General features: G+C 71.5%; 19 protein-coding genes. 8 read left to right on the plus strand and 11 right to left on the minus strand.

Annotated elements, in window-relative coordinates:
• Positions 1–186 precede the first annotated feature (186 nt).
• On the minus strand, positions 187–1,584 hold the full coding sequence (aceA, locus tag BUB97_RS13680) for an isocitrate lyase (RefSeq protein WP_086062196.1): 1,398 nt from the start codon (positions 1,582–1,584) through the stop codon (positions 187–189).
• Positions 1,585–1,725: 141 nt separating this feature from the next.
• On the opposite strand from aceA, the gene BUB97_RS13685 reads away from it, so the two are divergent.
• Positions 1,726–3,123, plus strand: a complete 1,398-nt coding sequence (locus tag BUB97_RS13685; protein WP_073135642.1) for a helix-turn-helix domain-containing protein — start codon at positions 1,726–1,728, stop codon at positions 3,121–3,123.
• A gap of 268 nt (positions 3,124–3,391) precedes the next feature.
• Here the strand turns inward: BUB97_RS13685 and BUB97_RS13690 are convergent, their stop codons facing one another.
• The 6 genes from BUB97_RS13690 to bla form a co-directional block, all read right to left on the minus strand.
• Positions 3,392–3,976, minus strand: a complete 585-nt coding sequence (locus tag BUB97_RS13690; protein ID WP_073135644.1) for a DinB family protein — start codon at positions 3,974–3,976, stop codon at positions 3,392–3,394.
• An 81-nt stretch (positions 3,977–4,057) separates the two neighbouring features.
• Positions 4,058–4,378: a quaternary ammonium compound efflux SMR transporter SugE gene (gene sugE / locus BUB97_RS13695; RefSeq protein WP_073135646.1), complete on the minus strand. Its 321-nt coding sequence runs from the start codon at positions 4,376–4,378 to the stop codon at positions 4,058–4,060.
• 87 nt (positions 4,379–4,465) lie between these two features.
• Positions 4,466–4,705, minus strand: coding sequence for a hypothetical protein (locus tag BUB97_RS13700; protein WP_073135797.1), 240 nt, complete (start codon positions 4,703–4,705; stop codon positions 4,466–4,468).
• Positions 4,706–4,875: 170 nt separating this feature from the next.
• Positions 4,876–5,946, minus strand: a complete 1,071-nt coding sequence (locus BUB97_RS13705; RefSeq protein ID WP_073135648.1) for a tartrate dehydrogenase — start codon at positions 5,944–5,946, stop codon at positions 4,876–4,878.
• 96 nt (positions 5,947–6,042) lie between these two features.
• Positions 6,043–7,983 (minus strand): PAS domain S-box protein, encoded by a 1,941-nt coding sequence (locus tag BUB97_RS13710; protein WP_139281344.1) that lies wholly within the window; start codon positions 7,981–7,983, stop codon positions 6,043–6,045.
• Between the two features lie 227 nt (positions 7,984–8,210).
• Positions 8,211–9,089 carry a class A beta-lactamase gene (gene bla, locus BUB97_RS13715; protein WP_073135652.1) on the minus strand — a complete coding sequence of 293 codons (879 nt, stop codon included), beginning with the start codon at positions 9,087–9,089 and terminating at the stop codon, positions 8,211–8,213.
• 101 nt (positions 9,090–9,190) lie between these two features.
• Between bla and BUB97_RS13720 the strand changes: the two genes are divergently transcribed.
• Positions 9,191–10,075, plus strand: coding sequence for a LysR family transcriptional regulator (locus BUB97_RS13720; protein ID WP_073135654.1), 885 nt, complete (start codon positions 9,191–9,193; stop codon positions 10,073–10,075).
• A 24-nt stretch (positions 10,076–10,099) separates the two neighbouring features.
• Here the strand turns inward: BUB97_RS13720 and BUB97_RS13725 are convergent, their stop codons facing one another.
• Positions 10,100–11,101, minus strand: a complete 1,002-nt coding sequence (locus BUB97_RS13725; protein ID WP_073135799.1) for a mitochondrial fission ELM1 family protein — start codon at positions 11,099–11,101, stop codon at positions 10,100–10,102.
• Positions 11,102–11,236: 135 nt separating this feature from the next.
• On the opposite strand from BUB97_RS13725, the gene BUB97_RS13730 reads away from it, so the two are divergent.
• Positions 11,237–11,962, plus strand: a complete 726-nt coding sequence (locus BUB97_RS13730; RefSeq protein ID WP_073135656.1) for an orotate phosphoribosyltransferase — start codon at positions 11,237–11,239, stop codon at positions 11,960–11,962.
• A gap of 49 nt (positions 11,963–12,011) precedes the next feature.
• Here the strand turns inward: BUB97_RS13730 and BUB97_RS13735 are convergent, their stop codons facing one another.
• Positions 12,012–12,674, minus strand: coding sequence for a DUF4412 domain-containing protein (locus BUB97_RS13735; protein WP_073135658.1), 663 nt, complete (start codon positions 12,672–12,674; stop codon positions 12,012–12,014).
• A gap of 232 nt (positions 12,675–12,906) precedes the next feature.
• Here BUB97_RS13735 and BUB97_RS13740 point away from each other — a divergent pair, with 232 nt between their 5' ends.
• The 5 genes from BUB97_RS13740 (at position 12,907) to BUB97_RS13760 (ending at position 18,593) form a co-directional block, all read left to right on the plus strand.
• Positions 12,907–14,235: an Nramp family divalent metal transporter gene (locus BUB97_RS13740; RefSeq protein ID WP_073135660.1), complete on the plus strand. Its 1,329-nt coding sequence runs from the start codon at positions 12,907–12,909 to the stop codon at positions 14,233–14,235.
• A gap of 147 nt (positions 14,236–14,382) precedes the next feature.
• Entirely contained in the window at positions 14,383–15,009 is a 627-nt protein-coding gene (locus BUB97_RS13745; RefSeq protein ID WP_073135661.1) for a PEP-CTERM sorting domain-containing protein, read from the plus strand.
• 127 nt (positions 15,010–15,136) lie between these two features.
• The gene (locus tag BUB97_RS13750) at positions 15,137–16,822 is read left to right on the plus strand and encodes a peptide ABC transporter substrate-binding protein (RefSeq protein WP_245818302.1); all 1,686 of its coding nucleotides are present in this window, start codon (positions 15,137–15,139) and stop codon (positions 16,820–16,822) included.
• A complete protein-coding gene (locus BUB97_RS13755; RefSeq protein WP_073135664.1) occupies positions 16,822–17,769 on the plus strand; it encodes an ABC transporter permease in 948 nt (315 codons plus the stop codon). The genes BUB97_RS13750 and BUB97_RS13755 overlap by 1 nt, the downstream gene beginning before the upstream one ends.
• Positions 17,766–18,593 carry an ABC transporter permease gene (locus BUB97_RS13760; RefSeq protein ID WP_073135666.1) on the plus strand — a complete coding sequence of 276 codons (828 nt, stop codon included), beginning with the start codon at positions 17,766–17,768 and terminating at the stop codon, positions 18,591–18,593. Before BUB97_RS13755 ends, BUB97_RS13760 begins: the two co-directional genes overlap by 4 nt.
• Before the next feature lie 321 nt (positions 18,594–18,914).
• Here the strand turns inward: BUB97_RS13760 and BUB97_RS13765 are convergent, their stop codons facing one another.
• On the minus strand, positions 18,915–20,864 hold the full coding sequence (locus BUB97_RS13765; protein ID WP_073135668.1) for a PhoX family protein: 1,950 nt from the start codon (positions 20,862–20,864) through the stop codon (positions 18,915–18,917).
• Between the two features lie 355 nt (positions 20,865–21,219).
• On the minus strand, positions 21,220–23,523 hold the full coding sequence (locus tag BUB97_RS13770; protein ID WP_073135803.1) for a molybdopterin-dependent oxidoreductase: 2,304 nt from the start codon (positions 23,521–23,523) through the stop codon (positions 21,220–21,222).
• Positions 23,524–23,637: the final 114 nt, after the last annotated feature.

Consider the following 23,637-nt stretch of genomic DNA (forward strand, 5'->3'; position numbering starts at 1 on the left):
GCTTCGGCAAGTCGGTCGCGATCGCCGCGCTCAACGTCCTGGCGGCTCAGACGGGCGGCCAGACCTATGACTGCGCCTATCCCGACAAATGGGAAGCCCGGCGGGTCAGCCAATACTAGGACCTGGCGGAGGAGCGAAGGACGGAGCCGCGCATCTGCGCGGCCCCGCCCGGTTCCAAGATACCCGCTACTTCGCGCTCGCCGGCGCCCCCCGTTCGCCGCAGGCCCAACCATGCGAGTGGACCAATCCATCATCATGGTCGACCACCGCAGCAGGGCTTTCCGGCGCATCGTCATGGAACTGCGCGGCCTCGGTGGAATGGGCGAGCGCCGTGGTCGAGGAGCGGCCGCCGCTCGCGGCCGTGGCCACCGCGTCGAAATACCCCACCCCCACCTCGCGCTGGTGCCGCGTGGCCGTGTAGCCATCGGCTTCCGAGGCGAACTCGGCCTGTTGCAGCTCGGAATAGGCGGCCATGCCGCGCTCGCGGTAACCCTTGGCCAGGGTGAACATCGAATGGTTCAGGCTGTGGAAGCCGGCCAGGGTGATGAACTGGAACTTGTAGCCCATCGCCGCGATCTCGCGCTGAAACTGGGCCGCGGCCGCCTCGCCCATCTTGCGCTTCCAGTTGAAGCTGGGTGAGCAGTTGTAGGCCAGCAGCTTGCCCGGGAATTCCCGGTGGATCGCCTCGGCGAAGCGCCGCGCATCCTCCAGGTCCGGGTCGCTCGTCTCCCACCAGAGCAGGTCGGCATAGGGCGCATAGGCCAGGCCGCGGGCGATGGCGTAGTCCTTGCCGACACCGGGCTTGATGCGGAAGAAGCCCTCCGGCGTGCGCTCTCCGCTGATGAAGGGGTGGTCGCGCTCATCCACGTCGCTCGTCAGCAGCTGCGCGCTCTCGGCATCCGTCCGGCACAGCAGCACGGTCGACACGCCCTCCACATCGGCCGCCAGCCGCGCCGCGTTCAGCGTGCGGATGTGCTGGCTGATCGGCACCAGCACCTTGCCGCCGAGATGCCCGCACTTCTTCTCGCTCGCCAGCTGGTCCTCGAAATGCACGCCGGCGGCGCCGGCCTCGATCATGGCGCGCATCAGCTCATAGGCGTTCAGCGGCCCGCCGAACCCAGCCTCGGCATCGGCGACGATGGGCGCCATCCAACGCGTGCCGTCGCCGCCGCCTTCCTGCACCGCGATCTGGTCCGCGCGCCGCAGCGCGGCGTTGATGCGCCGGACCACCTTCGGCACGGAATCCACCGAGTAGAGGGACTGGTCCGGGTACATCTCGCCGTTCGAGTTGGCGTCAGCCGCCACCTGCCATCCGGAGAGGTAGATGGCCTTCAGCCCGGCCTTCACCTGCTGCAGCGCCTGGTTGCCCGTCAGCGCGCCCAGCGTGTTCACATAGTCCTCGCTGTGCAGCAGCCGCCACAGCCGATCCGCGCCCATTTCCGCCAGCGTGTGGCGGATGCGGAAGGAGCCGGAAAGCCGCGCCACGTCCTCCGACGTGTAGTCGCGGCGGATGCCGTCGAAGCGGCCGGGCGAGGCGGGAGCGCCACTGCCGGAGCCGTCGGGTGAGAAGTTCGGGGTGATCATCGGGTGCATCGCGCTGTCCTCCTGCGATGCGTAAAGGATTGACATCCACGCCGGAAAAGCGAGCCATATCAGGCGTTCAGAGCCCGCAAACCTGTGAAGCCCTTCACCGGACCGGGCGAAAATCCGTAAAGGTTGTCAATCATGGCGCGTCCCATGATCGGCCGGGTCGTCCGGCGCCTCCGCGTCGAACGCGGCATCACCCAGGCGGCGCTGGCCACGCGCCTGGGCATCTCCGCCAGCTACATGAACCTCATCGAGGCCGACCAGCGTGCCGTCACGGCCAGCCTCGTCTTCAAGCTCGCCGATGCGCTCGGCGTCGATCTCGCGCTGCTCTCGGGCCAGGCGGAGGGCCGGCTGGAAGCCGGGCTGCACGAGGTGTTCCGCGACCCGCTGCTCGGCGCGGAATCCGTGCCCGAGGGGCAGGCTGCCACCCTCGCCTCCGCCGCGCCGGATGCCGCCCGCGCCGTGCTCGCGCTCTGGCGCGCCTGGCGTGTCGCACGCGAGGATTCGGCCGGGCTTTCGCTTCCCTCCGGCCGTTTGCTGCGCCTGCCCAGCGAGGAGGCGCGGGACGCGTTCCACGACGCGGCCAACCACTTCCCCGCGCTGGAGAAGGCCGCGGAGGCCCTCCGCGCCGCGCTCGACGATCCCTCGCCCCATGCGCTCGACCATGCGCTCGCCCAGCGCCTGCGCGCGCATCACGGGCTGGCCGTCACCATCGGCCCGCTCGGCGGCACGGCGCTGCGCCGCTACGACGCGGCCGCCGCGCAGCTCGCGCTCAGCGAAACCCTGCCGCGCGAAAGCCGCACTTTCCACCTCGCCTTCACCCTCGCCCTGCTGGAAGCGCGCGACGCGGTGGAGCGCGCCATCGCCGTCATCGGGCCGAGCAGCGACGAAGCGGCCTCCATGCTCCGCATCGGCCTGCTCAACTACATCGCCGCCGCGGTGATGATGCCTTACGCGCCCTTCCAGGCCGCCGCCCGCGCGCTGCGCCACGACCTCGACGCCCTCTCCGCCCGCTTCGCCACCTCCTTCGAGCAGAGCTGCCACCGGCTCTCCACCCTGCAGCGCGAGGGCGCGCGCGGCGTGCCCTTCTTCTTCCTGCGCGTGGACCCCGCCGGCAACGTCTCGAAACGCTTCTCCGCGGCCGGCTTCCCCTTCGCGCGCGGCGGCGGCTCCTGCCCGCGCTGGATCCCGCACGCGGCTTTCGCGACGCCCGGACGCATCGCGGTGCAGATCGCGGAACTGCCGGACGGTGCCAGCTTCCTCTGCTTCGCCCGCACGGTCGAACGCCCGGCCCCGCGCTGGGGCGAACCCACGCCCGTGCAGGTCGTCGCCATGGGATGCGACCTCGGCCACGCGGCGGAGGTCTGCTACGCGGACGGACTCGACCTCGCTCAGGCGCGCATCGGCATCGGCCTCTCCTGCCGCCTCTGCGACCGGCCGGACTGCCGCTCCCGCGCCTTCCCGCCGCTCGAACACCGACTCATCCTCGACCCCGCCCAGGCCGGCGCGCCCTATCGCTTCGCCCCCGCATCTTGACATCCGGTGGCTTGCTTCGAGGGCTCCGCCCTCGCCCGCCAAGGGCCTGAAGCCCCTGGAACCCCGTCTGGCTGCCCTGGATACCCCGGATTGGTGGGTCTCTGGTTGCTCGGCGCCGGTTCTGCCTTTGCCGTCTCCTGAGGTCATCGACCTGAGGCGCACCGTCAGTGATTCCAAACTTGAAGAAAAAGATGATGGGTCGAAGGCACTGCCTTCGACGGGTCCGGGGAGAGGAAGAATTCCTTCTTCCTCTCCCCGGGCCAGACCGTCAGCAAGAACCGCAAGAGCATCGTCCCCGCGCGCTCCAGACCTCCGCCTCGGTCCAGCCCAGCTCGCCGAACTCGCCCGCCCGCAGCCCCGCTTCCTCCGCCGCGAAGAACTCGTCGAGTTGTGGCGGCGAAATCGAGGTGCCGCTCAGCATCGCATGTGCCTGGCCGCGGTGATGCACCTGGTGCTGGAAGAGATGCAGCAGCAACCGGTCCATCCGTTCCCGTTGCACGCGCGTGCCACGATGCACCGCCACGCTTCGCGCGAGCCCCGCGGCATCCAGTGCGGCCAAGAGCGAGATTAAGCGGCGGTCCACGGCCGCTTGTGCTTCCCGCAGGGCCGGCACGGTGGCGCAGGGCTCGGGGTCGGCCCAGGCGACGGGGCCGAGCGTGCCGCCTTCCATGGCGTCCACGTAGAAGTGGTCGATGACCAGGATATAGTTCAGCGTAGCGCGCAGGCTGGGGAAGAAGCCGGTTCGGTGGGCCGTGAACTCCTCCGGCCCGAGGCCCGCGCAGGCGGTGAGCAGCCGGTGGTTCGCCCAGGCATTGTTGTAGGCCATGGCGCGAAAGGGAAGCAGCGCGTCCATCCTGGAACCGGGCGCGAGCGGCGCCGCGGCCTCCTCCTGTTCCCCGCCGAGGCTAGCGGAGCGGAGGAGGCGACTGCCAGCCTAACTGCCGGAGCTGAGCTTCAGCCCGACAAGCCCGGCGAGGATCAAGGCCGCGCTGAACAGCCGCATCGGGGTCGCCGCCTCACCCAGAACCAGGATGCCGACGAGGAAGGCGCCCAGCGCCCCGATTCCCGTCCAGATGGCATAGGCCGTCCCGAGCGGCAGGCTTCGCATGGCGAGGGCAAGCAGCCCGACGCTCGCCAGCATGGCGATGAGCGTGACGACGCTCCATCCCAGGCGCGAGAAACCGTCCGAGGCCTTCATGCCAAAGGCCCAGACGACCTCGAGCAGCCCCGCGAGAAGGAGAAGAATCCAGGCCATGTCACGGCCCCCATAACCGGGGCCGGGTCGTCCCGGCATAAGGGGATCAGGCCGGGGTCGTCCCCGGCCAGTCAGGGCGCTGAAGCGTCAGTCGCAGTCGCAGCCCGGAGTCGGGCCGGGATCGACGCGCACCACATGGTGGTCGATCCACTCCGCGACGAGCCGCCGCGCCTCGGTGACCGTCGCTTCCGGATGGTGGATCCGGTAGAGCGAGGTGCAGGCTCCGAAGGCGCTGAAATCATTGGTGCCGACGTCGCGCAACTCGCGATAGGCGGTCACCACGGCGCGCTCGCAATTGCGGGCGATGTAGCTGTAGTCGTGCCCCATCCGGTCGAACCCCATGTCCCGTGTTGCGATGTTGTTGAGAATAACTCGCAACACCTGATCGTTTTATACCGACACATGAACAAGCGTTCAAGTGTTGATTGATGCACCGCATCCCCGCCCGCGGCGCCGTCGCCCCGGCCATCACAGGCCGGGCGTGGGACGCGCGAATGCTAACCCCGCGCCACCACCTCGGCCAGCGCCTTGCCGACATCGACCGTGCCGGCATTGCCGCCCAGGTCGCGCGTGCGCGGTCCACCCTCGGCGAGCAGCGATTCGATCGCCTGGGTCACGGCGGCAGCCGCCTCCGCCTCGCCCAGATGCTCCAGCATCAGCGCGCCGGACCAGATCTGCGCGATGGGATTCGCGATCCCCTTCCCCGCGATATCCGGCGCGCTGCCATGCACCGGCTCGAACATGGAGGGGTGGTTCCGCTCCGGGTTGATGTTGGCGGAGGGCGCGATGCCGATGGAGCCGGCCACCGCCGGGCCGAGGTCGCTCAGGATGTCGCCGAACAGGTTGGAGGCCACCACCACGTCGAACCAGTCCGGGTGCTGCACGAAATGCGCGCAGAGGATGTCGACGTGGAACTGGTCGGTTTTGATGTCCGGGTAGCCCTTCGCCATCTCCGCGAAGCGCTCGTCCCAGAAGGGCATGGTGAAGGTGATGCCGTTCGACTTGGTGGCGGAGGTCAGCTTCTTCCGTGGCCGCTTCATGGCCAGTTCGAACGCATACTTCATCACACGGTCGCAGCCCTGGCGCGTGAAGACGCTTTCCTGCGTCACGAATTCCCGCTCGGTGCCGCGGAACATCCGCCCGCCCGAGGAGGAATACTCGCCCTCCGTGTTCTCGCGCACCACGACGAAGTCGATGTCCTCCGGCATGCGGTCCGCCAGCGGCGAGCGCACGCCCGGCATCAGCCGGCAGGGGCGGAGGGAGATGTACTGGTCGAAATCCCGGCGCATCGGGATCAGCAGGCCCCAGAGGGAGACGTTGTCCGGCACGCCCGGCCAGCCCACGGCGCCGAGGAACACGCTGTCATGTGCGCGCAGCTGCTCCAGCCCATCGTCGGGCATCATCTTGCCCGTCTGCGCATAGGTCTCGCAGGACCAGCCGTAATGCGTCAGCTCCAGCTCGAAGCCGAAGCGCCGCGCCGCGGCGTCCAGCACGCGTAGCCCCTCCGGCGTCGTCTCCTTGCCGATCCCGTCGCCGGGGATCACCGCGATCCGATGCTTGCGCGCCATGGGGGCTTCCTTCCGCGTTCCGCCCGCGGTGGTGCCTCCGAAGACCGCGCCCCGCAAGCCCCGCCCTGCGAGCCGCCGCCTTCAACCTTGGGCCGCTCAGCGCTCCAGCCCGGCCCGCGGCACCTCCAGCTGCATCACGAGGCCCTCCGGGCGCCAGTCATGCACCATTCGGCCCTGCACCTGCCCGGCCAGGCTGCGCGCGGCCAGCATGGTGCCGAAGCCGCGGCGGGTCGGTGGCCCGCCCAGGCGCGGCCCGCCCGTCTCCCGCCACTCCAGCCGCAGCACCCCATCCTCCAGCCGGGTGGTGATCCTCACCCGCCCGGCGGGTGCGGAAAGCGCTCCGTATTTCACGGCATTGGTCGCCTGCTCGTGCAGCACCAGGGCCAGCGCATTGGCGGCCGCATAGCCCACAGGGCAGTCCGCTCCCTCCACCCCTACGCGCTCTCCATCGGCATAGGGCTCCAGCAGCGCCTGCAGCAGCCCATGCAAGGTCAGCCCCCGAAGGCTCAGCGGCCCGCCCCCGGCCTCCGGAACCTCGGGCCGCACGAGGTCATGCGCCAGGGAGAGTGCCCGCAGCCGTGCCTGCAGCCGCGCCGCGAAGGCCTCCGCCGCCGCGTCCCCGCGCGCGCTCAGCGCGGCCAGCCCCCCGGTCACCATGAAGATGTTCTTGATCCGGTGCGACAGCTCGCGCGCGAGAAGGTCCCGCGCCTCCTCGGCCCGCCGCCGGTCGCCGATGTCGAGCACCGAGCCGATGAAGCCGGCGAAGCGCCCCTCCTCGCCCAGGCGCGGCGCGGCCGCGTCGATCATCCAGACATAGGCGCCATCGGCCCGCCGCAGCCGGTACTCGATCTGAAACTCCGAAGCCGTCGCCGTGGCCCGCGCGAAGACCGCCTTCGCATGCGCCCGGTCCTCCGGATGCACCGCATCCAGCCAGCCATCGCCCAGCCCCGTCTCCGGCGTCTGGCCCGTGAAGGCGTACCAGCGCTGGCTGAGATAGACGCAGCGCCCGTCCGGCTCCGTCATCCACACCAGCACCGGGGCATGGTCGGCCATGTTGCGGAACCGGGCCTCGCTCTCGCGCAGCCGCGCCGCCGCGCGACGCTCCTCCTCCTGTTGCCGCAGCCGGGTGATCGCCAGGGAGATCTGCCCCGCCACGAGGCCGAGATAGCTGCCGTACTCCCCCTCGACGCGAAGGTTCGGGTTCAGCCCGGCCAGGAACACGCCGGCCACCTCGGCGCCTGCCATGAGCGGCAGGGCGAGCCCGCCAGGGACCACGCGCGCCACGCCCGCCCGCAGCACCGCCGCTTGCACGTCGGCCAGGTCGCCCTCCGGCGCGGCCCCGTGGGAGGCGACGGTGGAAAGCCCGGCTTCCCCGTCCAGCAGGATGCGGCCCCAGGGCAGGTCCGCAGGGTTTTCCGCCGCCATGGCGGATAGGGCGGCCGCGCAGGCCTCCTCCACCCGCCCCGCATTCGCCAGGCTCAGCCCGGTGGCCCGCAGCCCGCGCAGCCGCCGGTCCGCCAGAACCCGCCCCGTCGTCTCGGCAACTACGCAGACGATGCCGGCGACGGCGCCATCCTCATGCACCGCCGAATAGGAGATGTCGAAGAACACCTCCTCCAGATATCCGTGCCGGTCGATGAGGAAGCGGGCATCATGCGCATGCAGCGTCTCGCCCGTCTCGCGCACCCCGTCGAGCAGTGGGCCCAGCACGTCCCAGAGCTCGCCCCAGCTCTCCCGCGCCGGCCGCCCCATGGCGCGCGGATGCTTGGTCCCGATGGAGGGCGCGTAGGCTTCGTTGTAGAGGGCCACATAGTCCAGCCCCCAGAACACCGCGATCTGCGCCCTTGAGGGCAGGACGATGCCCATCACGCAGCGCAGCGTCGCCGACCACCCTTCCGCCAGCCCCAGTGGGCTGTTCGTCCCGTCCAGCGCCTGGATCAGCGCCCCGGCTTCCCCGGCCCCATGGAGAAAGCCGAGGCCGGGGGCGGTCGGTCCGCTGGGCGGGCTGGAGGACGGGTCTTGTCTTTCGCCCCGCAAGGCAGCGTCCCTCCGCAGGCATCGTGGGCGCGGTGCGATATCACAACTCGCAGAGGCGGGAACAAAAATGTTTTTTCCGCCGGAACGCCACTGGAAACGGCGCAGGGGCGATGAGGCGTTAGCGAGGCATCGCCGCCGATCCGCCGGGCAGGACGTGGCGCCGCAAACCCGCCCGGCGGGCGCTCTATGATACCCCCCTGTCCCGCAGCGCCGCCGAGGCCGCCGCCCTACCCTCCCCAGGCCGCCGCGACGGCCGCGCCGACCTCCGCCAGCGCCGCGTCGCGCACGGCGCCATCCGCCGCGCCCTCGGTCAGATAAGCAGCCACCAGCACTGGCGCCGCGTCGCCGGGCGGCCAGAGCAGCCCCACATCGTTGCTCGTCCCATGGGCGCTCGTCCCGGTCTTCTCGCCTGCTTGCCAGCCCGCAGGCAGCCGCGCCCGCAGGCGCGCATCCCCCGTCCGGTTGCCCCGGAGCCAACCGATCAGCTGCGCCCGCGCCGCCTCCGACAGGGCATTCCCGACCGTCACCGCCCGCAGGCTCGCCAGCATGGCGGCGGGGCTGGTCGTGTCGCGCTCGTCCCCCGGCCGCGCCTCGTTCAGCGCCGTCTCCCACCGGTCCAGCCGCGTCACCCCGTCGCCCAACCCGCGCAGCCAGGCGGTCAGCCCCTCGGGGCCGCCCACCACCCGCAGCAGCAGGTTCCCGGCCGTGTTGTCGCTCGTCACCATCGTGGCCTCGCACAGGGCGGCCAGCGTCATCCCCTCCCCGCCGACGGCCCTTTGCGTCACCGGCGAATAGGTCACGAGATCCTCGCGCGTGAAGCGGATGCGACGCTCCATGCTCTCCCGCCCCGCATCCGCGCGGGCCAGCACCGCGGCCGCGACCAGCAGCTTGAAAGTGCTGCCGAGCGGGAAGCGCTCCGCCGCCCGGTACCCCGCGCCGCGCCCGCTCCCCGCGTCCAGCACGGCGACGCCCAGCCGCCCGCCCCGCGCCGCCTCGATCCGGCGGAAAGCCTCCGGCAGGTTGCCGAAGCCGCCCTGCGCCCGCGCCGGGCCGCTGGCCCCCAGGGCCGCCACGGCCCCGCCCATCACCCCACGCCGTCCGATCATCGATGCCTCCCCTTGCTGGCCGGCCGAAACTGGCCTCCGCACGGGCCGGGAGACAAACGATCATCCTTCGCGAGAGCCCCGAGAAAAACTAATCCGACCGCATGGCCCTATCGAACCTTCCCCTGAACGCCCTCCGCGCCTTCGAAGCGGCCGCGCGCCATCTGAGCTTCACCCGTGCGGGGCTGGAGCTGCGCGTCACCCAGGCGGCCGTCAGCCACCAGGTGAAGGCGCTTGAGGAAATCTTGGGCACGCCGCTCTTCCGCCGCCTTCCCCGCGGCTTGGCGCTGACGGAGGAGGGCGAGGCCCTCCTCCCCGTCCTGAGCGATGCCTTCCGGCGGATCGCCGGCACGCTGGACCGGTTCGAGGGCGGCCGCCTGCGCGAGGTCCTCACCCTGGGCGCGGTGGGCACCTTCGTCACGGGCTGGCTCCTGCCGCGCCTGCCGGATTTCCGCGCGAACCACCCCTTCGTGGACCTGCGCCTGATGACCAACAACAACCGCGTGGACCTGGCGGGCGAAGGGCTGGACCTGGCCATCCGCTTCGGCGACGGCGCCTGGCACGGCACGGAGGCCACCCCCCTCCTCACCGCCCCGCTCTCCCCCCTCTGCGCCCCGGCCCTCGGCCGCCGCCTGCGACAGCCGGCGGACCTGCTGCGGGAAACCCTCCTCCGCTCCTATCGGGCCGATGAATGGCCACGCTGGTTCGCCAGCGCCGAACTCCCCGCCCCGGCCATCCGCGGCTTCGTCTTCGATTCCTCCCTCGCCATGGCCGAGGCGGCGGAGCAGGGTGCCGGCATCGCCCTGCTCCCTGCCCGGATGTTCGAGCAGCACCTCCGGCAGGGCCGCCTCGCCCGCCCCTTCGCCGCCGAGGTCACGCTCGGCGCCTATTGGCTCACCCGCCTGAAGTCCCGGCAGGAAAGCGGCGCGATGGCCGCCTTCCGCCGCTGGCTGGTCGCCCAGGCCGAAAGCGGCGGGGAGCGGGGCTGAGGCGCGGGCGAACGGGCGGGAAGCCTACCCGCCCCCGAGAAAGCGCGCCCGCACCGCCGCCGCCACGCGCCCGCTCTCATCCAGCACCGCGCGCGGCGGCGCCTCGGGGAAGTCGTCGAGCGGCCTGGCCAGCCCCGCGGCGAAAAGCGAGTCCCGCAGGGCCCGGTGGCGCGGGGCATCGGGGGGCGCACCGGCGACGAAGACCGACGCGGAGGTCGCCAGCGCCTCGGACAGCATTGAGACGGAATCCCCCGTCACCACCACGGCATCCGCCGCCGCCAGGAAGCCGAGATAGGGGTTCGGCCCGCCAGCCCCCCAGCGATGCACCGCGCCCGGCAGCCCCTGCATCCGGGCCGCCAGCGCCGCCCCGGCCGCATCGCCCGTGCGCCGGCTGGTCGTCGCCAGCACGCTGCCGGCCCGTGGCTGCACCCTCTCCAGGATCGCCAGCGCCTCGGCCGGCGCCATGCCCTCGCCGCGCACGGCACCGCCCAGCATCACCGCCACACGCGGGCGAGGCAGGTCCAGCAGCGCCGCCCATTCCGCCCGCGCGGCGGCCAGGGCGGCGGGCGAAACCCGGTGCGTCGCCCCGGTGATGGTTATCAGGTTCGGTGCCGGGTCAGGGCGGTCGTGCCGCCCCACCACCAGCAGGTCGAAGTCCCGGGCGCCGAAGCCCGGCCGCATGCAGTGAACCAGACGCGCCCCGCGCCGCCCGAGCCAGCGTGCCACCGGCGCCGATCTCCGCCCCGCCGAGATCACCAGCCCCGGCCAGTTCCCCGCCAGGCGCGGCTTCACCCCGGGCGGGAAGCGTGACCAGCCCGGCTCCAGCGCCGCGCACCGCAGCGCCTCGCGCGAGGCAGGGCGGAGCCCCATCAGGCTCGGCCAGGGGATGGGCCAGCCCGCCGCGGGGCCCCATTCCAGGGGAAGGGTCCGGAAGGGCTCGCTCAGCCGCTCCGCGATGCCCAGCGCCTGGGCGGCCGTCCCCGCCCGCGGGTCGGCCAGCACCCAGATTCGCGGCGTCCCCGTCATGGCCCCGCCCATGCGGCGGCCCGTGCGCCGGCCCACGCCCCGACCCCGGCGCCAGCCACGCATTTACGCCGCCGCGCCGTGCGGCTAGGGAAACGCCATCCTTCCGCGCCGCCGCCAAGCATCGAGAGAAAGATCATGGCCCTCCAGCACGCCTCCGAATGGGACCGCGACGCGGCGCTCACCACGGCCCGCATCCTTCTCGAGATCAAGGCGGTGAACTTCCGTCCGGAAGAGCCCTACACCTTCACCTCGGGCTGGAAGAGCCCCGTCTATATCGATTGCCGGCGGATCATCTACTTCCCCCGCGCCCGCAAGACGATCTGCGACCTGGCGGCGGAGAAGATCGGCCGCCACATCGGCTATGAGACGATCGAGGCCGTGGTCGGCGGCGAGACGGCGGGCATTCCCTTCGCCGCCTGGATCGCGGACCGGATGATGGCGCCCATGGCCTATGTCCGGAAGAAGCCCAAGGGCTTCGGCCGCAACGCGCAGATCGAGGGCGACGTGCCCGAGGGCAAGCGCACCCTGCTGGTGGAGGACCTGACCACCGATGGCGGCTCCAAGATCCGCTTCGCCCAGGTGCTGCGCGATGCGGGCGCGATCTGCGACGACACCTTCGTCGTCTTCTTCTACGGCGTCTTCCCCGGCGCCTTCGACACGATGAAGACGATGAACCTCAACCTGCTCCATCTCTGCACCTGGTGGGACGTGCTCGAAGTCTGCCGCGAACGCCCCTACTTCTCCGAGGAGGCGCTGCGCGAGGTGCGCCGCTTCCTGGAGGACCCGATGAGCTGGTCCAAGGCACGCGGCGGGATCGGCAGCGCCGAGGAGGCGATCAGCAAGGGTATCACGGCGGGTTAGAGCCGACCGGAGCCGGGCCGGGCGGGCCGAGGCCCGCCCGGCCAACCCATCAACGCGCTGGTGCCCCGCCCGGAGCGGCACCCGGTGCCCCACCCGGCGCCCCCGGCATGCCGGCCGGCGCCTGCATGGTCTGGTAGCCCTGCGGCACGGTGAAGCGCGACGCCTCCGGCGCGCCGTAGCGCACCTCGGTCGCCTCCATGCGCATCGTCCCGCCCTGCGGAAGGCCGGGGCGCGCCGCCATCTCGGTCAGCGCGCGCAGCAGCACGCCGTCCCCGGTCAGGCAGACCGTGCTCTTACCCTGCGGGGTCGTCGTCTCCCACAGGTTGCAGGCCTGGCCCGCCACGCGGTCCGTGCCCTTGGCGGTGAAGGCCGTCCCGGCCGGCGGGTCCTGCGTCATCGCTCCCACCGTGGCGGGCGGCATCTGCATCACCATGCGCTGCGCATCCATCACCATCACGGCGGTGTTGGCCTTGCGGTCCACCAGCATCCAGCCCTGGCCACCCGGCGGATCCACGCGCTGGCGATTGTTCGACACGTCCCACGCCATCCGCATCTCCTGCGGCTGCGGCATGCCGCCGCCTTCCATGCGATAGGTGACGGAAACGTCCCGGGTCGGCCGCAGATGGGCCGGCGCGTTCTGCGCCAACGCATCGGGGACCAGGGCAGGCAGAGCGATTATCGCGGCGGCGGCGGTCAGGATCGGCTTGAGCATAGGCATTCCTTGTCCGTGTGACGCCTAAGGTCTGGGGCTGCGAAGGCGAGGATGCATCCGGGAACATCACACGTTCACGCGATTCCGAGACGCGGAACAGAAGCCGCTTGCGGCGCGGCAACCCCTCCGCTACCTACGAACAAGTGATTGAAAAATCAAAACAATACGTCGACACGTCACGATGTGAACAGCTGTTCATGCGTCGTGCGTGTCGGGACCGGAAAGGATAACGATGCCGCGCGACGAGGTTCTCGCCCCTCCGCTCGACCAAACCCCCAGCCTGCCCGAGGTCAATCGCAGCATCGCGGTGCCGAATGCCGGCAGCTGGCTGCGCCGCCTCATGGCGTTCATCGGCCCCGGCTATCTCGTGGCGGTGGGCTACATGGACCCGGGCAACTGGGCCACCGCCCTCGCCGGCGGATCGGCCTTCGGCTACACGCTGCTGACCGTCGCGTTGCTCTCCTCGCTCATGGCCATCCTGCTCCAGGCCCTCTGCGCGCGCATCGGCCTCGCGACGGGGCGGGACCTCGCCCAGCTCTGCCGGGACCGATTCCCGCGCTGGGTCGGCATCCCCCTCTGGTTCCTCGCCGAGATCGCGATCTGCGCGACGGACCTGGCCGAGCTCATCGGGACGGCCATCGCGCTCCAGCTCCTGTTCGGCATCCCGCTGCTCCTCGGCGTGCTGCTCACCGCGCTCGACGCCTTCCTCATCCTTTGGCTGCAGAACAAGGGAATGCGCTGGCTCGAAGCCTTCATCATGGGGATGATCGCGCTCATCGCCGGCTGCTTCGTCGTGCAGCTCGTGATGGCGGACCCCAACTGGGGCGAGGTGCTGCGCGGCTATCTTCCCTCCAGCTCGGTCGTGACGAACCAGACCCAGCTCTACATCGCGCTCGGCATCCTCGGCGCCACGGTGATGCCGCACAACCTCTACCTGCACACCGCCGTCATCCAGTCCCGCGACATCCGCCGCGACGAGGAGGGCAAGCGCGAGGCCATCCGCTTCGCCACCATCGACAGCACGGTCGCCCTCGGCCTCGCCCTGCTGATCAACTCCTCCATCCTCATCCTCGCCGCCGCCGCCTTCCACGCGAACGGTCAGACCGAGGTGGCGGAAATCCAGGACGCGCATGAGCTGCTGGCGCCGCTGCTCGGCACCTCCGCGCCCTATCTCTTCGCCATCGCGCTGCTGGCCTGCGGCCTCAACTCCACCGTCACCGCCACCCTCGCGGGCCAGGTGGTGATGGAGGGCTTCCTGCATATCCGCCTCAGCCCCGTGGTGCGGCGCCTGCTCACGCGCCTCGTCGCCATCATCCCCGCGGTCGCCGTCACCGCGCTTTATGGCGAGAGCGGCACGGCGCAGATGCTCGTGCTCTCCCAGGTGATCCTCTCGCTGCAGCTTCCCTTCGCGGTCATTCCGCTGATGCTCTTCGCGGGGGACCGCAAGCGCCTGGGCAGCCTTTCCGCCCCGGCCTGGCAGCTCACCCTGGGCTGGGCCTCGGCGGCGCTGATCGTGGTGCTCAACATGAAGCTGCTGCTGGACTTCGCGCTGGGCGACTGAAGGCCACACCCGGCCGGGGCCGCTGTCGGAAATACTGACAGCCCACCGGCCCCGGCCGGGAAACTTTTTGCAAGTTGTTGAATCGAAACGTCTTTACGGCTGGCACACCGATTGCGCTTAGCCCTCCGCCACACGCGGAGACGTCCCATGTTCCAACACATGAAGCCCCTGGTCGCGGGCGCGTTCATCGCCACCTCCCTGGCAGCAGCCGGCGGCCCGGCCTCGGCGGCGCCGAGCCTCCAGTTCGATATCGCCGGCGCCCCCACCTCCTCGGTCTCGGCCAATGTCACCCCGGTCGCCTGCCTCGGCTGCAGCGTGCAGACCACGCTCTCCGCCGGGCTGGACAGCGAGGTGTTCTCGCTCGAGGAAGGCGAGAGCCGCAGCTTCGACTTCTTCACCATCAAGGTAGCCGGCCTTGGCGTCGCGACGGCCACCGTGGCCGCCACCCTCGCCTTCGACCTGCCCACCGGCCTTTCCGTGCCGGGCAGCGGCGACGGCGGCTATGTCACCGTCCTCGGGGTCGTAAGCGCCGGCTACCTCCTTTGGAACAACCTGCCGACCACCGTGATCCTCTCGGACGGCTCGGTCCTCGGTATCGCCTTCTCCGACATCCTCTCCTTCGGCCTCGGCAACAGCGCCACGGTCCAGGCCACCATCAGCGCCCTGGAGGTGGTGGCCGTGCCGGAGCCCGCGAGCCTCGCCCTGCTGGGCGCCGGCCTGCTCGGCCTCGGCTTCATCCGGCGGCGGAACCCGGCCCTGCCCGCCATGGCATGAGGCGGGGCTGAACCGCCCCACCCCAACCGCGGCGCCGCTCCCCCCTTAGGCGGCGTCGCGGCGTCCCCGGCGGGTTCGTGCACCCCCGCGAACCCGCCGGGGCTACCCCCCAGGGGGGAAGCCCCCCATGATCGGGCGGATGATCGAAGCGATGCCCTGGCGCGCGGCCACCCTGGCCCTCGCCCTCCTCGCCGCTCCTGCCGGCGGCGCCGCGGCCCAGGGCCACGACACCCTCACCATCGGCCTCTCCCAGGCCACGGGCACCTTCCACCCGAATATCGAGAGCATGCTGGCGAAGTCCTACATCCTGGGCTTCGCGCGCCGCCCCCTCACCGGCCATGGCCCGGACTGGCGCCCCACCTGCTTCGCCTGCGAGAGCATCCCCACGCTGGAGAACGGGCAGGTCGCGCTGGAGAACACGCCGGACGGCAAGCCCGGGATGCGCGTCACCTGGCGCCTGCGGGCAGACCTCCGCTGGGGCGACGGCCGGCCCGTGACCGCCGAGGACCTGCGCTTCGCCTGGGAAGCCGGACGCGCCTTCGAGACCGGCTTTGGCGGCGCCGAGTTCTACCGCCAAGCCTATGAGTTCCTCTCCGACGGCCCGCGCAGCGTCACCCTCCGCTTCGACCGCGTGAGCTTCGACGCGGGCAGCGCGGGCGGCTTCGAGCCCCTGCCCGCGCATATCGACCGCGCCATCTGGGAGGCCGATCGCCGCAACTACCGCTCCCGCACCGCCTATGACACGAACACGACGAATCCGGGCCTCTGGAACGGCCCCTATCGCATCACCGCCGTCCAGCCCGGCGCGGGCGTGACGCTGGAGCGCAACGACGCCTGGGCCGGCCCCGCCCCGGCCTTCCGCCGCATCAACATCCGCGTGGTGGAGAATTCCGCCGCCCTGGAAGCCCAGCTCCTCGCGGGGCAGCTGGACATGATCGCGGGCGAGCTTGGCCTCTCCCTCGACCAGGCCATCGCGCTGGAGCGCCGCGCGCGGGGGCGCTTCCGCTTCGAATACCGTCCTGGCCTCGTCTGGGAACATCTCGACCTCAGGCTGGACAACCCGGTCCTGCGGGATGTCCGTGTCCGCCAGGCGCTGATGCTCGCCATCGACCGCCCGCGCATCGTGCAGAGCCTGTTCGACAACCGCCAGCCCGTGGCCGCCACCGCGATCCATCCGGACGACCCGATGCTCGACCGGTCGCTCGCTCCCTGGCCGCACGACCCCGCCCGCGCCGCCGCCCTGCTGGAGGAAGCCGGCTGGCGCCCGGGCCCTGACGGCATCCGCCGCAACGCCACCGGCGAACGCCTGGCGATCGACCTGCAGACCACCGCCGGCAACCGCTCCCGCGAGACGGTGCTGCAGGTCATCCAGGGGCAGTGGCGCGCGGCAGGCATCGAGGGCCGCATCGCCAACCAGCCGCCGCGCGTCCTCTTCGGCGAAACCCTCTCGAAGCGGCAGTTCAACGGCGCGGTCCTCTTCGCCTGGATCAGCAGCCCGGAGAACGTGCCCCGCACCACCCTGCATTCCGACGAGATCCCCCGCGCCGCCCGCAACTGGTCCGGCCAGAACTATCCCGGCTATTCCAACCCGGAGATGGACGCCCTGCTCGAAGCCCTGCCCCAGGAGCTGGACGCGGAGAAGCGCCGCCCCCTCTGGGCGCGCCTGCAGGCCATGACCCATCGGGACCTCCCCGCCCTTCCCCTGTGGCACCGGGCGGAGCCGCATGTCTGGCCGCAATGGCTGGAGGGCATCCGCCCCACCGGCAACATGTCCCCCTCCTCCCTCTGGGTGACGGACTGGCGGGTGCGGTGATGCTCCGCATCGTCGCCTGGCGCATTCCCCAGATCGCGGCCACGCTGCTGCTGCTCTCGCTCGCCGCCTATCTCGCCATCGGCGCCATGCCGGGCGATCCGATCGCCCTGGCGATGATGGCCGATCCCCGCCTGGGCCCGGCGGATATCGAGCGGATGCGGGCCCTGCATGGGCTCGACCAGCCGCTTCTCGCGCGTTGGTGGGCCTGGCTCAGCGGCGTGCTGCGCGGGGAGTTCGGCTATTCCCGCCTTTTCGCCCGCCCTGCCGCCGAGATCCTCTGGCCCGCCCTGCGCGGCAGCCTCGTCCTCCTCGGCACGGCGCTCGGCCTCGCCGCCCTCCTCGGTATCGCGGCCGGCAGCCTCGCCGCCCTGCGCCCGCGCTGGCGCGGCGCGGTGGACGCCCTCGCCCTCGTCTCCCAGGCGCTGCCCGCCTTCTGGCTCGGCATCCTCATGATCATCCTCTTCGCCGTCACCCTGGGGTGGCTGCCGGCCGGCGGCGCGCCGGATGCGCCCGGCATGCTGGAGGCGCTGCGCTATATCATCCTTCCCGTCGCCACCCTCGCCATCGCGCATCTCGCCGCCTATGCGCGCCATACCGCCGCCAGCATGGCCGAGGTGCTGCGCGCCCCCTGGATCACCGCTGCCCGCGCCCGTGGCGCGCCCGAGCGCCGGATCGCCCTCGTCCACGCCCTGCCCAACGCCGCCGTGCCGCTCCTCTCCCTGCTCGCGCTCGATGCCGGCGCCCTCGTCTCCGGCGCGCTGATCACCGAGACGGTCTTCGCGCGCCCCGGCATGGGCAAGCTGCTGACCGATGCCGTGATGGGCAACGACCACAACCTCGCCCTGCTGGCGCTGCTGCTCGTCGCCACCACCACCCTCCTCGCCACCCTGGCCGCCGACCTCGCCCAGCGCGCGCTGGACCCGCGGCTGGCGGAGCGGCGCGCATGACCCGCCTGCGCCTCGGCTTGGCCATCCTCGCCTGCCTCGCGCTGGGCGCCCTCGCCGCGCCCTGGGTGGCGGGCTGGCTCGGCCTGGACCCGGATGTCCCCGACCTCCTGGCCCGCCAGGCCGGCCCCAGCCCCGAGCACCCGCTGGGCACCGACGAACTCGGCCGCGACATCCTTCTCCGGCTGCTCTACGGCGCCCGCATCTCCCTCGCGGTCGGCCTCGCCGCCGCCATCGCCTCCAGCCTCATCGGCCTCGCCGCGGGCCTCCTCTCGGCTTGGCGCGGGGGGTGGGTGGATGCGCTGCTCATGCGGCTAGCGGACTTCCTCCTCGCCCTGCCGGCCCTGCCGCTGCTCGTCCTGCTCGCGGCCATGGACCCCGCCGCCATCGGCCTGCCCCGCGGCAGCGCCTGGGGCGATGTCGGGCGCATCACCCTCATCCTCGCCCTCTTCGGCTGGGTGGGCGTCGCCCGCCTCTGCCGCGCCGCCGCCCTCTCCACCCTCGCGCGGGACCATATCCGCGCCGCGCGCGCCCTGGGCGTCAGCGAGGCCCGCCTCCTCCGCCGCCACGTCGCCCCGGCGCTGGCCGCGCCGCTCACCGTGGCGGGCTCCCTCGCCGTCGCAGGCGCCATCCTGGCTGAGAGCACGCTCTCCTTCCTCGGCCTCGGCATCCAGCCGCCGGCCTCCTCCTGGGGGAACATGCTCGCCAACGCGCAGGACCTGGTCTTCAGCGCCCCCATGGCGGCGCTCTGGCCCGGCCTCGCCATCGCCCTCGCGGTCGCGGGGGCCATGCTGGTGGCGGATGGGCTGCGGGGACAGGACAGGTGACGGCGCAATGCCCCGCGGAGGTTCTGGCCTGTTCAGGGCTTCCCACTGAGGGCTCCGCCCTCGACCCGCCAAGGGCCTGAGGCCCTTGGAACCCCGTCTGACTGCCGTGGATACCGTTGACCGGCGGGGTCTCTGGTTTCGAGGTGCCCTTCCTGCCTTTGCAGTCGCCTGAGGTCTGAGACCTCAGGCGCACCGGCAGCCGAGTGATTCCAAACTTCTAAAAGAAGGTGATGGTCGAAGGCACTGCCTTCGACGGGTCCGGGGAGAGGAAGAATTCCTTCTTCCTCTCCCCGGGACAAACCGACAGACCAGAACGGAGCCCTACCCCCCGATCATCCCGCCATCCTTCTTCACGATGGCGATCACCGCAGGCCGCGGCGGCATCCCCTCCTCGAAATCCGGCCAGCGGGTGGAGGGGGCGTCGAAGCGGCTGCCCGCCTCTTCGCCCGGGTGCTGGATGGCCAGGAACACGGTGCGGTCCCCTGGACCGATCAGCGGGCCGCAGACCTCCGCCCCGCTCGGCGCCGCGTAGAAGCGCCGGGTGAGCGCGCGGCCCTCGCCATCCGTGTCCGCGGCATAGAGCCCATCGGCCACCTTGGCCGCGGTCGGCGCGCCATCGGTCGAGATCCAGATCCGGCCCTTGCTGTCGAAGGCGCAGTTGTCCGGGCAGGAGAGCCAGCCGGCTTCGGCACCCACGGCGCGGTGGTAGGAGGCACCCGGCGCCGTGCCGGGCTGCCCGGCCATCAGGAACACCTCCCAGCGGCCGGTCAGCGCGGCATGGTCCACACCGCCCGCGACGCGCGGCGGGATCATCTCGATCACATGGCCATGCGCGTTGCTCGCGCGCGGGTTGGCGGCATCGGTCCGGCCATCGCGCCGGCTCGTGTTGTTGGTGAGCATGACATAGACGCGCCCGTTCACCGGGTTGGCTTCCACGTCCTCCGGCCGGTCCATCGGCGTGGCGCCCAGCAGGTCCGCCGCGCGCCGCGCCTCGATCAGTACGTCGCCCTGCGAATGGAACCCGTTGGCCGCGTTCAGCGGCCCTTGCCCATGCACCAGCGGCAGCCATTCCATGCTGCCGTCGTCGTGGAAGCGCGCGGCATACAGCGTGCCCTCGTCCAGCAGGTCCCGGTTCGCCGCCGGATCCTGCCGGTTCCAGGCCCGCGCGGTGACGAACTTGTAGACATAGTCGAACCGCTCGTCATCGCCCATGTAGAGCACCACGCGCCCATCGGCGGACACCGCATGGGTGCAGCCCTCATGCTTGAAGCGGCCGAGCGCGGTGCGCTTCACCGGCACGCTCTGCGGGTCGTAGGGGTCGAACTCCACCACCCAGCCGAAGCGGTTCGGCTCGTTCGGCTCGCGCGCCACGTCGAAGCGCGGATCGAAGCGGTACCAGGTGTATTGCGCGTCCCGCACGAAGCCATAGCGCTTGAAGGCGGCGGCCTGCGGCCCCGTCTCCACGCCCGCGCCGCCGAAATAGTAGTTGAAGTTCTCCTCGGCGATGAGAACCGTGCCCCAGGGCGTGTTGCCGCCCGCGCAGTTGTTCAGCGTGCCGCGCACCCGCGTGCCGCTCGGGTCCGCGCTCGTGCGAAGCCGCTCATGTCCCGCTGCGGGGCCGCTGATGCGCATCTCGGTCTCGCCGGTGATGCGCCGGTTCATCGCGCTTCCCGCCACCGGCTTCCAGCGCCCGTCCTCGCGGCGGATCTCCACCACGCTCGCGCCATGCGCCATCAGCTCCACGCGGAACTGCGCCTCGCTCGTCCCGCGCCGCGCCGCGCGCGCATCGCCGAGCCCTGCGAACATCAGCTCCGGGTTCGTGTATTCGTGGTTCACCACCAGCAGCCCGTGCTCGCTCGCGGCATCGCCCCGGGGCAGCGGGAAGAAATCCAGGTAGTCGTTGTTGTAGCCGAATTGCAGCGCCTGGGCCTCCGCGGTCTGGCGCGCGGGGTCGAAGGCGGGCGCGCCGGGCAGCACCGGGTCGCCCCAGCGCATCACCACCTGCACCTCATGGCCCTCGGCCACCGCCTCGCCATCCCCGGTGCCATGCGGCAGGCCCCGGAAGCCCAGCGTCGAGGCGGCCTCCTGCGCACCGGCTGGCAAGGGCAGCGCGGCGGCAGCGGCCGCGCCGAACAGGCCACGCAGCGCCGCGCGCCGCGCGAGCCGCCGGCCCATCACGGCGCCGATCGGATCGAGCGGCGCCGGATTGCTGCCGATATCCTCCAACGCCTGCTGCGTCAGCACGTCGCGGTCCAGATCATCCACGGTCATCGCATGCCCCCCGGCTCGACGGCGCGCTCATAGGCGGGTGCGGCGTAGCGGGGATGACGGTGGGGTGACAGATCGGTGACGGGCCCCTGCTGGCCTGTCCCGGGGAGAGGAAGAAGGAATTCTTCCTCTCCCCGGCCCCGTCGAAGGCAGTGCCTTCGACCCATCATCTTTTTCTTCAAGTCTGGAGTCACTCGGCTGCCGGTGTGCCTGAGGTCTCAGACCTCAGCCGACTGCAGAGGCAGGAAGGGCACCTCGAAGCCAGAGACCCCGCCGGTCAACGGTATCCACGGCAGTCAGACGGGGTTCCAAGGGCCTCAGGCCCTTGGCGGGTCGAGGGCGGAGCCCTCCTCTACCCTCACACCACCTCCACGATCTCCGGCGGCTGGTGCACCCGCACATCCGGCAGCGGCCCGGTCCAGGCTTCCACCTGCACGAGGCAGGATTGTGCCGCGCATCCCTGGCCCAGGGGCGAGGTGCCGACATCCTGGGTCAGCACGTTCGGGTTGCCGTGCACGCAGAGCGGTCCGGCCTCGGTTTCCTGCGGGTCCCACCACGCGCCGGTGGACATTGCGACGACGCCGGGCCGCAGCGCCTCCGTCACCACCAGCCCGCCCAGGCAGGCGCCGCGGTCGTTGAACACGCGCACGACCTGACCGTCGCGCAGCCCGCGCGCCGCGGCATCGGCGGGGTTCATGCGGATCGGCTCGCGCCCCTGGATCTTGCTGGCCTTTGCCACGCGCGCGGGGTCGAGCTGACCGTGCAGGCGCGTCGCCGGCTGGTCCGAGAGGAGGTGCAGCGGGTGCCGCGAGAGGTCCCCGCCCAGCCATTCGCGCGGCGTCTTCCACACCGCATGGCCCGGCACGCCCTCGTCGCCGAAGCCGGCGATGGTCTCCGAATACAGTTCCACCTTGCCCGAGGGCGTGGCGAGCGGCGCGGCGGCGGGGTCGCGCGCGAAATCCTGGAAGGAGACGAAGTCGCTCTCCGGCGGCGCGAACTCGATATGGCCCTCCGCCCAGAAGCGATCGAAATCGGGGACATCCTCGCCGAGGCTCGCGCAGGCCCGGCGGAAGCGGTCGTAGAGGTGGCGCAGCCAGGCGCCTTCGTCCCGCTGCTCGGTGAAGCGCTCGCGATAGCCCAGCGCGTCCGCCATGTCGGCGAAGATGTCGTGGTCGTTGCGCGCCTGGCCCTGCGGTGGCACGGCCTGGTGCATGGCGCGCACGAAGCGGTCGCGCGAGGAGCTGGCGATGTCGTTGCGCTCCAGCGTCGTCGTCGCCGGCAGCACGATATCGGCCTGCCGCGCGACCGCGGTCCACCATGGCTCGGAGACGACGATCGTCTCCATGCGGGAGAAGGCGCGCGCCAGCCGGTTCAGGTCCTGGTGATGGTGGAAGGGGTTGCCGCCGGTCCAGAACACCATGCGCGTGTCCGGCAGGGGGATGTCCCGCCCGTTATAGCGCATCACCTCCCCCGGCCGCTCCAGCAGCTCCGTCACGCGCGCGACGGGGATGGCGGTGCGCACGGGGTTGCGCGTGGCGGGCAGGTTCACGCTGGGCAGCTCGCGGCGGGAGGTGCCCATGCCGTTGATGCTGCCATAGCCGAAGGCGACGCCGAGGCCGGGCTTGCCGATCCCGCCGAGCGCGCTCGCCAGCCCCACCAGCGCCCACCAGGGCTGCTCGCCATGCTCCGCCCGCTGCACGGACCAGGTGGCGGTCAGCATGGTCGGCATCGCCGCCGCCTCCAGCGCCAGCGCGCGGATGGTGTCCGCCGGCACGTCGCAGAGCGGCGCCGCCCATTCCGGCGTCTTCGCCACGCCGTCCTCCGCCTCGCCCATCACATAGGCGCGCAGCCGCTCCCAGCCGACGGTGCAGCGGGCGAGGAAGTCCCGGTCCTCCAGCCCCGCCGCGACGATCGCCTGGATCATCGCCAGGATCATCGCCGCATCGCCGCCGGGCCGGATCGGCACCCATTGCGCGCCGAGGAAATCCGCCGCCGCCCCGCGATCCGGGCCGATATTCACGAAGCGCAGCCCGGCCTCGACGGCGGCCTTCATCATCGGCACGTATTCATGGGCGCCGCCGCCGCCCGCCGTCACCAGCCCGTTCTTCAGCGGCAGCCCGCCGAAGCACAGCATCAGCCGCGCATGCTTCACGATGCTGCGCCAGTGCGTCGCCGGCCCGGTAACGGGGTCGTTGGTGCCGAGCACATGCGGCATCAGCGTCATGCCCGCGCCGTAGGAATAGTTCGTCGCCTGCGCGGTGAAGCCGCCGCCCAGCGCGAGGAAACGCTGCAGCTGGCTGCGCGCATGGTGGAACCGCCCCGCGGAGGACCAGCCATAGGACCCGCCGAGGATGGAGGCGTCGCCATGCTCCGCCCGCACCCGCGCCAGCTCCTCGGCCACCAGCCGCGTCGCCCGGTCCCAGGATACCGGCACGAAGCGGTCCTGCCCGCGCGCGGCGCCCATCCGGCGCCCCTGCAGCCATCCTTGGCGCACATAGGGGCGGTCGATCCGGCAGGGCGCGTGAACGAGGTCCGGCACCCCCTGGGTCAGGGAGCCGGGGAACGGGTCCCGCGCGAAGGGCCGCGTGCCGACCACGCGCCCGTCTTCCACCACGGCATCGAAATAGCCCCAATGGGCGGCGTGCGGCTTGATCTCGACCATCCCGCCACCATGGCCCGGCTGCGGGCCGAGGGGAACGGTGAAGCCTCCGGGAGCAAGCGAAACCAAGCGCCGCCGCGCCGTGTTCCAGCCCCGCCGGGTTCCAGCCCCGCCGGC

This window comes from Muricoccus roseus (assembly GCF_900141905.1).
Lineage (GTDB): Bacteria > Pseudomonadota > Alphaproteobacteria > Acetobacterales > Acetobacteraceae > Roseomonas > Roseomonas rosea.